The 13851-nt window shown below is 70.1% G+C and carries 13 protein-coding genes; 6 read left to right on the top strand and 7 right to left on the bottom strand.

All coding sequences use genetic code 11. The features are described from left to right. Nucleotides 1-2 precede the first annotated feature (2 nt). The 3 genes from holA to leuS all read right to left on the bottom strand — a co-directional run bounded on the left by holA (nt 3) and on the right by leuS (nt 4447). Entirely contained in the window at nt 3-1031 is a 1029-nt protein-coding gene (gene holA, locus VP06_RS00240; RefSeq protein WP_048461824.1) for a DNA polymerase III subunit delta, read from the bottom strand. Between the two features lie 28 nt (nt 1032-1059). Then, nucleotides 1060-1596 (bottom strand): LPS assembly lipoprotein LptE, encoded by a 537-nt coding sequence (locus VP06_RS00235; protein WP_048461823.1) that lies wholly within the window; start codon nt 1594-1596, stop codon nt 1060-1062. Between the two features lie 259 nt (nt 1597-1855). Continuing rightward, nucleotides 1856-4447, bottom strand: coding sequence for a leucine--tRNA ligase (gene leuS / locus VP06_RS00230; protein WP_048461822.1), 2592 nt, complete (start codon nt 4445-4447; stop codon nt 1856-1858). Nucleotides 4448-4629: 182 nt separating this feature from the next. On the opposite strand from leuS, the gene VP06_RS00225 reads away from it, so the two are divergent. Further along, entirely contained in the window at nt 4630-5313 is a 684-nt protein-coding gene (locus VP06_RS00225; RefSeq protein ID WP_048461821.1) for a YggS family pyridoxal phosphate-dependent enzyme, read from the top strand. Between the two features lie 22 nt (nt 5314-5335). Here the strand turns inward: VP06_RS00225 and VP06_RS00220 are convergent, their stop codons facing one another. After that, a complete protein-coding gene (locus VP06_RS00220; RefSeq protein WP_048461820.1) occupies nt 5336-5536 on the bottom strand; it encodes a hypothetical protein in 201 nt (66 codons plus the stop codon). Between the two features lie 272 nt (nt 5537-5808). Further along, nucleotides 5809-6342 carry a L,D-transpeptidase family protein gene (locus tag VP06_RS00215; RefSeq protein ID WP_048461819.1) on the bottom strand — a complete coding sequence of 178 codons (534 nt, stop codon included), beginning with the start codon at nt 6340-6342 and terminating at the stop codon, nt 5809-5811. Between the two features lie 104 nt (nt 6343-6446). Here VP06_RS00215 and VP06_RS00210 point away from each other — a divergent pair, with 104 nt between their 5' ends. Beyond that, nucleotides 6447-7109 carry a 3'-5' exonuclease gene (locus VP06_RS00210; protein ID WP_048461818.1) on the top strand — a complete coding sequence of 221 codons (663 nt, stop codon included), beginning with the start codon at nt 6447-6449 and terminating at the stop codon, nt 7107-7109. 158 nt (nt 7110-7267) lie between these two features. Next, complete coding sequence (locus tag VP06_RS00205; protein ID WP_048461817.1) at nt 7268-7954, top strand: response regulator transcription factor; 687 nt, start codon at nt 7268-7270, stop codon at nt 7952-7954. 244 nt (nt 7955-8198) lie between these two features. Here VP06_RS00205 and VP06_RS00200 read toward each other — a convergent pair whose 3' ends face one another. Next, nucleotides 8199-9287, bottom strand: coding sequence for an alanine racemase (locus tag VP06_RS00200; protein WP_048461859.1), 1089 nt, complete (start codon nt 9285-9287; stop codon nt 8199-8201). A 255-nt stretch (nt 9288-9542) separates the two neighbouring features. On the opposite strand from VP06_RS00200, the gene VP06_RS00195 reads away from it, so the two are divergent. From VP06_RS00195 to dapD, 3 genes are all read left to right on the top strand, one after another. Next, nucleotides 9543-11066, top strand: coding sequence for a GGDEF domain-containing protein (locus VP06_RS00195; RefSeq protein WP_048461816.1), 1524 nt, complete (start codon nt 9543-9545; stop codon nt 11064-11066). Between the two features lie 322 nt (nt 11067-11388). Next, a complete protein-coding gene (locus tag VP06_RS00190; RefSeq protein WP_048461815.1) occupies nt 11389-11841 on the top strand; it encodes a Crp/Fnr family transcriptional regulator in 453 nt (150 codons plus the stop codon). A 61-nt stretch (nt 11842-11902) separates the two neighbouring features. Then, nucleotides 11903-12748, top strand: a complete 846-nt coding sequence (gene dapD, locus VP06_RS00185; RefSeq protein ID WP_048461814.1) for a 2,3,4,5-tetrahydropyridine-2,6-dicarboxylate N-succinyltransferase — start codon at nt 11903-11905, stop codon at nt 12746-12748. A gap of 254 nt (nt 12749-13002) precedes the next feature. Here the strand turns inward: dapD and panC are convergent, their stop codons facing one another. Next, on the bottom strand, nt 13003-13839 hold the full coding sequence (gene panC / locus VP06_RS00180) for a pantoate--beta-alanine ligase (RefSeq protein WP_048461858.1): 837 nt from the start codon (nt 13837-13839) through the stop codon (nt 13003-13005). Nucleotides 13840-13851 lie beyond the last annotated feature (12 nt).

Raw genomic sequence — 13851 nt, 5'->3', positions numbered from 1 at the left:
CGTCAGCCCCGGCGTGCAGCCTCGCTGGCGAGACGCAAGAAGAGATCGGCCGCAATCGCGTGAGAGAAGTTGCCCCCGGCTCGACGGGCCTGGAGAACCGCCTCCTGGAGCAGTGACGCGGCCCGGCGCAGGGAGGCCGGATTCCAGCGGGCGAGCTGACTCTCGACGATCTTCTGGCGCCGGAAATGCAGGCCGCGCCAGCCCGCCACCATGGCGCTCGGGCTCTTGCCCTCGCCGTCGAGGCGCGTGGCGAGCAGGGTGAGAGCGTGGCGCAAGGCGCCGCCGAGCATCACCGAGGCATCCATGCCCTCGATCTGGAAGCGCCGGTAGCTCCGCTCCGTCTCGGCGATCCGCCCCGCGAAGGCGGCGTCGATCAGAGCATTCAGCATCGATCCCGAGACATCGCTGCCGATCGCCTCGACATCGTCGATGCCGATCTCGCCTTGGCCGCGGGCGTAGAGCGCCAGCTTCTCGATCTCGCCGAGGCTGGCTCGCCGGTCACCGCCGAGGCCACTGACGAGAAGATCGCGAGCCTCGCGGGTGATGCGCAAGCCGTCGGCCCGCAAGGTCCGGTCGATCAGGTCGGCGAGCGTCCCGGCATCGTCCGGATAGCAGGGGATCGCCAGCGCCCGGGGCGAGCGCTCGCAGACGACGCGCAACGGGGCCGATTTGGCGAGATCGCCGGCCTCGACCACGATGCGGGTATCGGCGCCGTCCTGCTTCAGAGCAGCCTCGACCGCGGGCGCGTAGTTGCGGCTGCCAGGTCGCACCCAGACCGCTCGTTTGCCGCCGAACAGCCCAACGGTTGCGGCCTCGTCGACGAGGCGACCGGGATCGCTCGCCAGCACGTCGCCATCGAGCTTGACCAGAGCGAAGGGGTCGGACGGGTCGTCGACCGCTGCCTCGGCCAGCAGGCGGGCGCGCTCGGTGACGAGACCGGTATCCGGGCCGTAGACCAGGATCACGGCGATGCGCGGATCGGGACCGCGGCGCAGCAGCCCCTCCACCTCTCCGGCCTTGACGGCCGTCACGACACGCCTCCGGTGGTCATCGGTGCGCTCAGGGCTGGGTCGCCAGGATCGCGGCGACGCGGGTCTTGATCTGATCGGACAGGAGCTTGGCCAGGCGGATCTCGGCGTCGCGGGCGGCGCGCAGGCTGGCGAAGCGCTGGGACGAACGGTCGTAGGTGGCGGTTCCTTGCGCAACGCCCTCGGTGATGGTGCGATCGCCGGCGAGAGTCTGGACCTTGTAGGAGGCGGTGCCGACCAGTGTCGCCGCCTCGGCCCGGCCGGTGATCGAGCTGACGATCGGCGTCTGCACCGTCTCGCTCGCCGCGAGGCTCAGCCGGTACTTCTTCTCGGTCGGCGTGCCCGAGCCGTCGAGGTCGAAGACCAGCTCGCTGCGCAGGTAGTGCCCGAGGCGTTCCTGGCCCTGCGCCGTCCTGGCCGGCTCGACCTGGATCGACGCCAGCACGGCGCTCAATGGGGCGCCGGAGGCGGTCGGCCCATAGAGCGGCCGGAAGCAGGCCGAGAGGCCGAGCGCCAGGGTGGCGACGAATATGAGGTTCCGCGCCGTCTTCGCCGTGCTGCCTGCCATGAAGGTCCGTCCTGCCACCGCGTGATTCTGTACCGCTACCTGACGCCGTTACCGCTACGCTGAAGTCCTGCCAAGAGGGGTGACCCACCGATCGACCATCCCTCTTGGGCGGCCAGGATTAGGACGTTGATCTAAAGACTCTCTGCGGCGACAGCAGGGCCGTGAGCCGGGCGCTCGGTGAAGATCGGGGATGACACGAGAAGGGCCCGGCAATCCGATGATCGCCGGGCCCGTCATGGTCGAACCGTGATGCGGTCGATCAGACCACGATGTTGACGATGCGCAGCGGCACGACGATCACCTTGCGCGGTGGCTTGCCCTCCAGGGCACGGTGCACCGGTTCGAGGGCCAGCACGGCCGCCTGGACGGCCGCCTGGTCGGCGTCCCGCGCGACGGTGACGTCGGCGCGCTTGCGGCCGTTGATCTGCACCGGCATGGTCACGCTGTCCTCGACCAGGAGGTCGTTCCGGAGCGTCGGCCAGGCGGCTTCCGCCACCAGGCCGTCCTGGTTGAGCGCCGTCCAGCAGGTCTCGGCCAGGTGCGGCATCATCGGGGCGATGAGCTGCACCAGGATCAGGGTCGCCTCGCGCAGGGCAGGGGAGGGGGCGTGGCCGCGCTCGGCGTTGACCGCCTCCTGGAGGCTGTTCGCCAGCTCGTAGATATGAGCCACGCAGCGGTTGAAGCGGAGACGCTCGATATCGTCGCCGACCGCCGCCAGCGCCTTGTGCGCCGCCTTCAGCACCGCCTCGCTGCCGGCGCCCGCCGGCTCGTTCCCGCCCGTGGCGACGTCGCTGACCATGCGCCAGACCCGCTGGACGAAGCGCGAGGCGCCCTGCACGCCATCCTCGGTCCAGATCACGTCGCGCTCGGGCGGCGAGTCGGAGAGCATGAACCAGCGGGCCGTGTCGGCGCCATAGGACGCGATGATGTCGTCCGGATCGACGACATTCTTCTTCGACTTCGACATCTTCTCGATCGCCCCGATGGCGATCGGCGCGTCTGTTTTCACGTGAAACGCTCGCCGGGCGCCGTCCTCGCTGACGATCTTGACGTCGACCGGCTGCACCCACGCCCCATCCGCGTCGCGGTAGGTTTCGTGGACCACCATGCCTTGCGTGAACAGGCCGGCGAAGGGCTCGTCGAGCCCGGCCCACCCGGTCGTGCGCATCGCCCGCATGAAGAAGCGGGAATACAGCAGGTGCAGGATCGCGTGCTCGATGCCGCCGATATACTGGTCGACCGGCAGCCAATGATCCGCCACCGCCTTGTCGGTCGGCGCATCCTGAAGCCACGGCGCGGTGAAGCGGGCGAAGTACCAGGACGAGTCGACGAAGGTGTCCATCGTGTCGGTCTCGCGCCGGGCCGGCTTGCCGCAGGACGGGCACGGCACGTTGCGCCACGCGGCATCCCGCTCCAGCGGATTGCCGGGCACGTCGAACGACACCTCCTCCGGCAGGCGCACTGGCAGGTCCGCGACCGGGACCGGCACGACGCCGCAGGCATCGCAATGGATGACTGGAATCGGGCAGCCCCAGTAGCGCTGGCGCGAGACACCCCAGTCGCGCAGGCGGAACTGCACCCGACGCTTGCCGACCGGAGCGCCGTCGCGGGTCTCGGCCTCCAGGCGATCGGCGACAATCTTGAACGCCTCGTCGGTGGTCATCCCGTCGAGGAAGCGCGAGTTGATCATCCGGCCGTCGCCATCATAGGCGGTATCGGTGATGACGAAGCTCGCGGCGTCCTGGTCCGGCGGGCAGACGACCGGCGTGTTGCCGAGACCATACTTGTTGGCGAAGTCGAGGTCGCGCTGGTCATGGGCCGGGCAGCCGAACACCGCGCCGGTGCCGTAATCCATCAGCACGAAATTCGCGACATAGACCGGCAGGGTCCAGGACGGGTCGAGCGGGTGGCGCACCCGCAAGGCGGTATCGAAGCCGAGCTTCTCCGCCGTGTCGATCGCGGCCTGCGCGGTGCCCATGCGCCGGCACTCGGCGATGAAATCCTGCAAGGCCGGGTTATCCTTCGCCACCGCGGCGGCGAGCGGGTGGTCGGCGGCGACGGCCAGGAACTTGGCGCCGAACAGCGTGTCGGGCCGGGTCGTGTAGACGGTGACCTCGCGGCCGGCGCCCTCGGGCGCGGTCTCCAGGGCGAAGCGCAGCTCCAGCCCTTCCGAGCGTCCGATCCAGTTGCGCTGCATCAGCCGGACCTTCTCCGGCCAGCGCTCCAGCGTGTCGAGCCGGTCGTCGAGGTCCTGGGCAAAATCGGTGATCTTGAAGAACCACTGGGTCAGCTCGCGCTGCTCGACCAGGGCGCCGGAGCGCCAGCCGCGCCCGTCGATCACCTGCTCGTTGGCGAGGACCGTATGGTCGACCGGATCCCAGTTCACCTTGGCGGTGCGGCGCGCGACCAGCCCGGCCGTCAGGAAGTCCAGGAACATCCGCTGCTGGTGCTTGTAATAGTCGGGATCGCAGGTCGCGATCTCGCGGCTCCAGTCCAGCGACAGGCCCATCGATTGCAGCTGCGCCCGCATCGTCGCGATGTTGGCGTAGGTCCAGTCCCGCGGGTTGACCTTGTTCTGCATCGCGGCGTTCTCGGCCGGCAGGCCGAAGGCGTCCCAGCCCATCGGGTGCAGGACGTTGAAGCCCTTGGCGCGCTTGTAGCGTGCGACGACGTCGCCCATCGCGTAGTTGCGCACGTGGCCCATATGGATACGCCCCGACGGGTAGGGGAACATCTCGAGCACGTAGTATTTCGGGCGCGGATCGTCGTTGCGGGTGCGAAAAATCTCCCGCTCGGCCCACACCTGCTGCCAGTGGGGCTCGGAATCCTTCGCGTTGTAACGTTCGGCCATGGCGGCGTCTTTGCGACCGGTCGGCGCCGGCGCCGAGAGCACCGGCGGCAGGGATGAAGGGAAAACGTCACGGCCGCAAACGGTTGAGCTTGCTCGGCGCGGCGCCGGCGGACTAGGACACGGTTTGGTCCCGAGGGTCAACAATCAAGCAGGGCGGCGCGCCGCCGGAAAGGACAGCGGTCATGATCGACCCGCAAACCATTGTGGCGAACTTGGCCGAGATCCACGACGAGATCGCCCGGACCGCGCAGGATTGCGAGCGTGATCCGGCGGAAGTGGCCCTCATTGCCGTGTCGAAGACGATCCCGGTCGAGGGCATCCGGCCGGCCATCGCGGCAGGCCAGCGTCTTTTCGGCGAGAACTACGTCCAGGAGGCCAAGGCCAAGTGGCCGGGCTTGCGCGAGGAGGCGGAGGGGATCGCCCTGCACCTGATCGGGCCGCTGCAATCGAACAAGGCCCGCGAGGCGGTGGAGCTGTTCGACGTGATCCACACCCTCGACCGGACGTCGCTCGCTGCCGCCCTGGCGAAGGAGATCCAGCGCAGCAACCGACACCCCACCCTGCTGGTGCAGGTCAATACCGGCGAGGAGCCGCAGAAGGGCGGGGTGGCGCCGGGCGCGGTCGATGCGTTCTTGGCCGAATGCCGGGACACGCATGGCCTCACGGTCTCGGGGCTGATGTGCATCCCGCCGGCAGAGGACCCGCCCTCGGCGCATTTCGGCCTGCTGGCGGCGATCGCCCGCCGCCACGCCCTGCCGATCCTCTCGATGGGAATGAGCGCCGACTACCCGGCGGCGATCCAAATGGGCGCGACCCATGTCCGGGTCGGCAGCGCGATCTTCGGAGCGCGCCAGCCGAAAGGCTGACGCGATCAGATGGTTTGGCGGATCAGTTCGCGTGCAGGCAGCGGATCTCTTCCCGTGCCTGCTCCAGGAAGCGGACGCGGTCCTCGTCCGTGAGCAGAATGGGGGAATTGGGCAGCCCGTCTCGGTAGCGGGTGGAGCTGTCCCAGAGGGTGCCGCGCGCCCCCTCCGCCGCGTGGATCTGGCGGGCACGAACGATCTCGGTCGCGGTGTAGGCGTTGAGCATGCGTCTCTCCCGGCGTCCGATATGGCTTTTGTGTGGCGAGCCAGACCCTACAGGATGTGGTCGTCCCACGCGAGTGTGGCAGCGTTACCAAAAAAAGAGTTTTTTGTGCCCCGCATCCCGATCGGCGGAGGAAGCTCTCGCGACTTGGCGGCGCTGTCGGAGCACAGCTTGCCTCAGCCGATGGCGCCGAAGCGGTCGCCGGTCGGCGGCAGAACTCTGCGATAAAGCAAGAATCCAAGCAGACCTGCGTTGGCCCGCCGACGCAGGTCTGCTTAAATCGTGAGACAGGTGCCCGGCCCGAGGCGGCGCAGGAGCCGGACGAGGTCCGGACGGCGCAGGGCGACGCAGCCCTCCGTCGGCCGGAAGCCGGGGCGGGCGACATGCAGGAAGATGGCGCTGCCGCGGCCGGGCCGGATCGGGCCACGGTTGTAGTCGAGGTCGATCACGAGGTCGTAGAGCCCGTCGTCGCGCCACAGCCGCTCGGCGCTGATTCCGGGCGCGGGCAGGGGGATCGGGCGGTTGTAGCGCCGGTCGCGGGGATCGTCGCACCAGCCATCCTCCGGGCGGAGGCGGCGCAAGGGGAGGGGGCTCGCGGGCCGCACCCCGAGCCGGTCGGGCCGGTAGAAGCCGCCGCGCAGGCGGAACGTCCCGTGGGGCGAGGCGCCGTCGCCCTCACGCTTGTCGCGCCGCTGTCCGCCCTTGCCGAGGGCGCAGGGAATCAGGACCGGGCCGGCGATCAGGGTGCCCCGGCGCCGGTCGAGGGGATTCGGGCGGACCCGCAGGTGCGGGAGGGTGGTGCGCTTCATGGGCTCCGTTCTACGGCGATGGGTCCGGACCCGTCGAGGGGACCGTGACAGGACGTCCCGCCCGGCGGAGAATGCCGGAGCCTTCGCATCTGAGTCCCCCCGCCATGACCGCGCCGATCCCCGCCTCCGATGCCGCCCCGGACTGGCTCGGCTGGCTGCCGCCGCGCCTCGTCGCGGTGGATGTCGAGACGACGGGACTGGCGGCGACCGACCGGGTGGTGAGCTTCGGCGCCGTGGCCCTCACCACCGCCTCCCTGGCCACCGCGGAGCCTGAAATCACCTGCCATCATCTCATCTTCGATCCCGGCCGGACGAGCCACCCGATGGCCGAGGCGGTGCATGGCTACGACGACTGGCTGCTGCGCCACCAGGACCCGGCCGGGATCCATGCGGGCGCCCTGGCGGACCTCCTCGCCAGGGCCGACCTGATCGTGGCCCACAACGCCGCCTTCGATCTCGGCATCCTCAACCGCGAATTCGCCGCTGCCGGGCTGCCGCCGGTGGCCTCGAAGGTCTACTGCACCATGGAGGCGTATCGCCGCCGCGGCGAGAAGGGGAGGGCGGCCCTCGATGCAGTGTGCCGGCGCATCGGGCTCAGTCGGGCCGGCGCCCGCCACGGCGCGCTGGAGGATGCCTGGCTGGCGCTCCGGGCCTATCTCTGGCTCCAGGCCTGCCCGGTGGCGGTGGCGCGCCCTCACCTCGCCGCGCCCGGCAACCTGCGTCCCGCTCCGCCGCGCCCCGAGGGTCCGCTGCCGCCCCGCGCATGAGGCCGGCGCCGTGGACAGGCGGGGCTCCGGCCTTGCCGCGGCTTGGCGCTCCGCTACTCTGCCCCGCAACGCTGCCAGGCTGCGCTCCGTCCGGGAGCGTCGCTCTGGCCGGCGGCGGGACCTCGCGCCCGTCCGCCTTCCTCGAGAGTGCCGGTTCGATGTCGAACGCCCACCGCCTGCTCGTCGTCGACGACGATCCGACCCTGCGCGACACCCTGACCGAGCAGCTCGCCCTCTCGGACACGTTCGAGGTGGTCACGGCCGAGACCGCCCGCGGAGCGATGGACCGGGTCGCCGCCGAGCGGGTCGACCTCGTGGTGATGGATGTCGGCCTGCCCGATCTCGACGGGCGCGAGGCGGTGCGGCAGATGCGCCAGGGCGGCTTTCGCGGGCCCGTGATCATGCTGACCGGCCAGACCTCGGATTCCGACACCGTGCAGGGACTGGAGGCCGGTGCCAACGACTACGTGACGAAGCCGTTCAAGTTCGCGGTGCTGCTCGCCCGGATCCGCGCCCAGCTGCGCCAGTACGAGGCGAGCGAGGATGCGGTGTTCCAGATCGGCCCCTACACCTTCCGGCCGGGCGCCAAGCTCCTCGTCGGCGAGCGCGGCTCGAAGCTGAAGCTCACCGAGAAGGAGACCGCGATCCTGCGCTTCCTCTATCGCGCCGGGCGTCAGGTGGTGGGGCGCGACACGCTGCTCGCCGAGGTGTGGGGCTACAACGCGCAGGTCACCACCCACACCCTGGAAACCCACATCTACCGCCTGCGCCAGAAGATCGAGCCGAACCCGGCGACCGCCTCGATCCTAGTGACGGAGGGCGGGGGCTACAAGCTGCTGCCGTAGGCACAGCGGATGGCCGAGTCGCAGGCGGACGGCCGCGGGCCATCGAGAGTTCCAGGGCCATCCCACCCACGCCCTCGTCCCGAGATGTGGCGCGATCGACAATCGCGGAGCCGCGAAGGAGGGCTCCAGACGTCTCCGAGATCCCTGCCCCCTTCGAACCCTCCCTCCGGTCGCGATCTTTGATCGCCAGCACCTCACGATGAGGGTGTGGGTGGGAATGGCGCTGGAACGGAGTCTCCGTTCGCTACGCGATCATCCCCCGGGCTTCCACGGCCAGCGTCCCGACGATGTCCCCGTCGCGCACGGTCACCATCGCGTCGACCATGTTGACGACGACGCAGACGTGGTTGGGCACCACCTCGACCAGGGTGCCGACCGGGGGCCGCGCCGAGCACGCCGAGAGATCGAGGAAGCCGTGCTCCTCCGCGAAAGCTCCAATGCGGGCGCCCGGATGATCGGGCAGGAGACCGAACCCGTCGAGCCCGCCGCCGGAATCGCTGGTGAGCGTCTTGGACCCGGCATCCAGGATGCCGCGCTCGGGCCCCGCCCGGCTCACCACCCGGGAGAGCACCACGAGCGCGCAATCCTCCGGGCCGGCGACGCCCGCCGCCATCATCATGCGGTCGTTGAAGATCACCGTGCCGGCTCGGTGCTCGGTGGCGCCGCGGACCTGGCCGAGGTCCGGCAGGTTCGGCGTGCCGCCGGTCGAGACGATGCGCGCGGTCAGGCCGTGCGCGGCCAGGCCCGCCTGCGCCTCGTCGAGGAACGCTTGCGCGCCGGCGGCGGCGCCGGCCGGGGGATAGAGGAGCAGGCCCGCGAAGGCGAGGCCGGGCCGGCTCGCGATGTCGCGGGCGAGCGCCACCGCCTCGGCCGGAGTCTCGACGCCGGCGCGCTTGCGGCCGGTGTCACATTCCACCACCACGTCGAGCGTGCGGCCGCCCGCGCGCGCGGCCTCCGGCAGTCCCGCCACCGTGACGGGATTGTCGGCCGCGACGGCGATCCGGGCGGGGCTCTCGCGCAGGAGCCGGCCGAGGCGGCCGATCGCGTGCGGGCCGATCAGGTTGTAGCTGATCAGGATGTCGTCGATCCCGGCCCGGGCCATCACCTCGGCCTCGCCGATCTTCTGGCAGGTGACGCCACGCGCCCCGGCCTCGATCTGCATCCGGGCGAGGACCGGGCTCTTGTGGGTCTTGATGTGCGGGCGATTGGCGAGGCCCGCCGCATCGCAGGCGGCCTGGAGCCGGGCGATGTTGCGGGCGACCCGGTCGAGGTCGATCACGACCGAAGGAGTGCCGTAGCGGCGGGCGACCTCCTCGCGCAAGGCGGGACTCATCATCGCGGTGCCCCCCTGCGGGTCGTGGGCGGAATCGTGTCGGCGCGCATCGTGGACCCTCCTGCGGCGGTTCTGGGGTGCGGGATCGTAGCCGCAAACGGTACGGGACACGATCCGGGCCTCCCACCCAGCTGCAAATCAGCCCTGCCCCCGTCCATGTGGCTTAGGACGTTCGGCTATTCCTGGAGGGCAACCCGATGTTAGACATCTCCTAATACGGAGGGAGGATCACTGGCACCGCGCAACGGAGCGTCGATGCACCCCGGCCCTCGCAGGCAACCCTCCACCGCGTCCCGCACGCTGGCCGGGTCGATCGTCGTCGCCACCCTGGTGATCGGCGCGGTTTCGGGGCTGACGGTCATGCAGATGCGCTCGAGCGCCTGGGACCAGGTCGGCCAGGTCTCGCAGAGCCTGCTGGAATCGGTCGAGCACATGGTCGACCGCAACATCGAACTCTACGACCTGTCGCTCCAGGGCGTGGTCGACGGCCTGCACAACCCGGAGGCCGACGGCATCGCGCCGAGCCTGCGCCAGGTGGTTCTGTTCGACCGGGCCGCCACCGCGAAAGGTCTCGGCGCGATCCTGGCCCTCGACGCGCAGGGGCAGGCTTTCGCCGATTCGGCCGCCGTCGTGCCGCGGCGGCTGCGCTTTCCGGACGCGGATTTCTTCCTTGTCCACAAGGAACGGGAGGATGTCGGGCTCTATATCGGCACGCCTTTCAGGACGGAGCCGGACGGGCACTGGGTGATCCCGCTCAGCCGCCGCCTCGCCTATGCGGACGGCGCCTTCGCGGGCGTCGTCGTCGGCACGATCGACATCGGCTACTTCGATACCCTGTTCGGCCGGCTCAGATCGGGCGACCAGACCCACATCGCCGTGTTTCGCGAACGCGGCGAACTCCTGGTCCGCAACCCGATGCTGGCGCACGCGATCGGCAAGGACCTGACGGCAGCGCCGTATTTCCGGCACTTCCTCCAAGAGCGCTCGGGCCAGTTCGTCGCGGTCAGCGATACCGAGGCGGTCGAGGGCCTGTTCCATTTTACCCGGATCGGCAACCGGCCGCTCATCGCCGCGGTGATGGTGCCCACGCGGGTGATCGCCGAGCTGTGGCGGCCCAAGGCGATGGCGATCGTCGCCGTGGTGGCCTTCCTGTGCGGCGGCCTGATCGGGCTGACCCTCGTGCTCCAGCGCGAGCTGGAGCGGAGGGCCCGTGCCGAGGAACGAGCCCTTGCGGCCAACCGCGATCTCGCCCGCCTCGCCCATACCGACGGGCTCACCGGCCTGCCGAACCGGCGCCATTTCGACGAAGCCTTCGCGCAGGCGCGCGCGGAGGTCGCGCGGAGCGGCCTGCCCTTGTCGCTCATCCTCCTCGATGCCGACCGGTTCAAGCGCTACAACGACACCTACGGCCATCTCGCCGGGGACGAGGTTCTGCGCGCCATCGCCCGGGTGCTGCAACGCCAGGTCCGCGAACCGGGGGAGACCGCCTGCCGGATCGGCGGCGAGGAATTCGCCGTGCTGCTGCCGGGGGCGTCCGGTGCGGAGGCCGTCGCCCGAGCCGAGCGGATCCGCCAGGCCACGGCCCGCCTGCAAATCCCGCATATCGGGAACGAGGGCGGCGGCGTCACGGTGAGTCTCGGCGTCGCCGAGGCCCTGTCGGACGAGACGGATGGACAATGCTTCTCGGCCGCCGACGCGGCCCTCTACGAGGCCAAGCGCCAGGGACGCAACCGCGTGGTGTCACGGTCCTGCGGCGGGGACGACATGCGGGTCGCGTAATACCAACGGTCGTTGGAAACGACCTTTGGTGCCGTTCGCGAATTGTCGCCAAGCCCCAGGGTCCCGGACATCTGGGCTCGGCATCGACACTTCGAGATGGAGCAACGGCCGCGTCGATCCCGGGCCTGCCCGAGATCGAATCGATGCGTCAGCATCTTCGGCCGTTGGTATAAGCGGGAGGATTGTGGCAGGCGGTGCCGGAGGCCGGCCGGCACATGGCACGGGCCGGCCGGATCGGCTAAGCAGGACGCTGGTGGGAGCTTGGGCGGGCCGGCCGGACGCGGATGAATGCGTCTGCACGGCAGGGGGGAGAGCGGGGCCGTTGGCGCTCGACGACGACATCGCGATTCTGGAAGCGGCGCCGCTGTTCGGCCTGATGAACCGGGATGCCTTGCGGCTGATCTCGTTCGCGGCCGAACGTCGGCGGCTGGAGCCGGGCGCCGTGCTGTTCACCCGCGGCGAGAGTGCCGAGGGCGGCTTCGTGGTGACCCGCGGCACGGTGGTGCTGGAGCCCCGCGGCCCTCACGGGACCCGGGTCGAGGCGGGGCCCGCCGCGCTGATCGGCCAGGCCGCCCTGTTCTCCGCCCTGGAGCGGCCGACCACCGCGCGGGCCGGCACCGCTCCGGTCGAGGTCATGGTCGTCACCCAGGCGGTGATGCGCCGGATGCTCGAGGTGTTTCCGGACGCCGCCACGGTGATCCACGACGCGCTCGCCGACGAACTCGCCGCCCTGACCCGCACCTTCGCCGGCAGCCGCGCCGCCGACCCGACGTGACAGCACCGCAACGGCTTTGGTAGACGGGGCGCCGATACGCACTCCCGCCTGGACGCCTCTCATGTCGCATGCCGATCTCGCCCGGACCATCGAAGCCGCCTGGGAGGACCGCGCCGGTATCGGCGCCGAGACGCACGGGCCGGTGCGCGAGGCCGTCGAGGCTGCCCTGGCGCTGCTCGATTCCGGCCAGGCCCGCGTCGCCGAGAAGTCCGGCAACCACGACTGGCACGTCAACCAGTGGCTCAAGAAGGCGGTCCTGCTGTCCTTCCGCCTCAACGACATGGCGCTGATCGAGGGCGGCCCGGGCGGCGGCGGCTGGTGGGACAAGGTGCCGTCGAAGTTCGAGGGCTGGGACGCCGCACGCTTCCGTGCCGCCGGCTTCCGGGCGGTGCCGGGCGCCGTGGTGCGCCGGGGCGCCTACATCGCGCCGGGCGCGGTACTGATGCCGTCCTTCGTCAATCTCGGCGCCCATGTCGGCGAGGGCTCGATGATCGATACCTGGGCCACGGTCGGCTCCTGCGCCCAGATCGGCAAGAACTGCCACATCTCCGGCGGTGCCGGCATCGCCGGCGTGCTGGAGCCGCTCCAGGCCAACCCGGTCATCATCGAGGACAATTGCTTCATCGGCGCCCGTGCCGAGGTGGCCGAGGGCGTGATCGTCGGCGAGGGCAGCGTGCTCTCGATGGGCGTCTATATCGGCGCCTCGACCAAGATCATCGACCGGGCTACCGGCGAGGTCTCCTACGGCCGCGTGCCGCCCTACTCGGTGGTGGTGTCGGGGACGCAACCCGGCAAGGCACTGCCGGACGGCACCCCCGGCCCGTCGCTGTACTGCGCAGTCATCGTCAAGCGCGTCGATGCCGGCACCCGGGCCAAGACCGGCATCAACGAGCTTCTGCGGGACTAGAGCACTGCCCGATCACGTTGCAATCGGGCAGTGCTCTAGGTCTTTGATTTTGACGCATTTTCTACGACGAACCGGTATCCACTTCGTCGGAAAATGCTCTAGAGAAGCTTCACGATTGCGTTGCCATCGCGAAGCTTCTCTCGCTCTTTGATTTTGACGCATTGCCTACGACGAACCGGTGTCCACTTCGTCGGAAAATGCTCTAAACGTCCCGTTGCGGGACCTTTAAAGCTCCCCAGCGTCGCGGTCTTCTCTCAGACCGCGACGTTGTCGATGAGGCGCGTGCGGCCGAGATAGGCCGCCGCCAGGACCCGGGCCGGACTCTCGACCCGCTCCAGCGGCGCCAGGGTCTCGGCATCGTTCACCGACAGGTACTGCACCGGCCCGAACCCGGCCGCCTCCAGGGCCGCCCGGCCCTCCGCCAGGGCGGGCGCCGTCGCCGCGCCACCACCCACGGCCTCGGCCACTCGTTGCAGGACGGCATGCATCGCGGGCGCCACCCGCCGCTCCTCGTCCGAGAGGTAGCGGTTGCGCGACGACAGGGCGAGCCCGTCGGGTTCGCGCAGCGTCGGCGCACCCTCGATCGCCACCGGGATGTCGAGATCGCGGGCGGCGCGCCGGATCACCTGGAGCTGCTGGAAGTCCTTCTCGCCGAAGACCGCCCGGTCGGGCAGGCATTGCAGCAGGAGCTTCGTCACCACGGTGGCGACACCGGCGAAGTGCCCGGGGCGCAACGGCCCGCACAGGACCTCCGTCAACCCGGTCACCGTCACGGTGGTGGCGAAACCCGGCGGGTACATGGTGGCGACATCGGGCAGGAAGGCGGCATCGGCCCCGATCTCCGCCAGGAGCGCGAGATCGGCCTCCAGGACCCGCGGGTAGCGTGAAAAATCCTCGTTGGGGCCGAACTGGGTCGGGTTGACGAAGATGCTGACCACGACCCGTCGGCTGCTCGCCTGCGCCTGCCGCACCAGGGACAGGTGCCCCTCGTGCAGCGCCCCCATCGTGGGCACCAGGGCCACGCCCTCGCCGGCCGCCCGCCAGGCCCGCACCTGCGCCCGCAGGGCGGGGACGTCGGCCAGCCGGAGGATGGGGGCGGGAGG

The organism is Methylobacterium aquaticum (assembly GCF_001043915.1).
Lineage (GTDB): Bacteria > Pseudomonadota > Alphaproteobacteria > Rhizobiales > Beijerinckiaceae > Methylobacterium > Methylobacterium aquaticum.
Note: the sequence above shows the minus strand (reverse complement) of the source record. Positions and strands in the feature narration are given on the sequence as shown.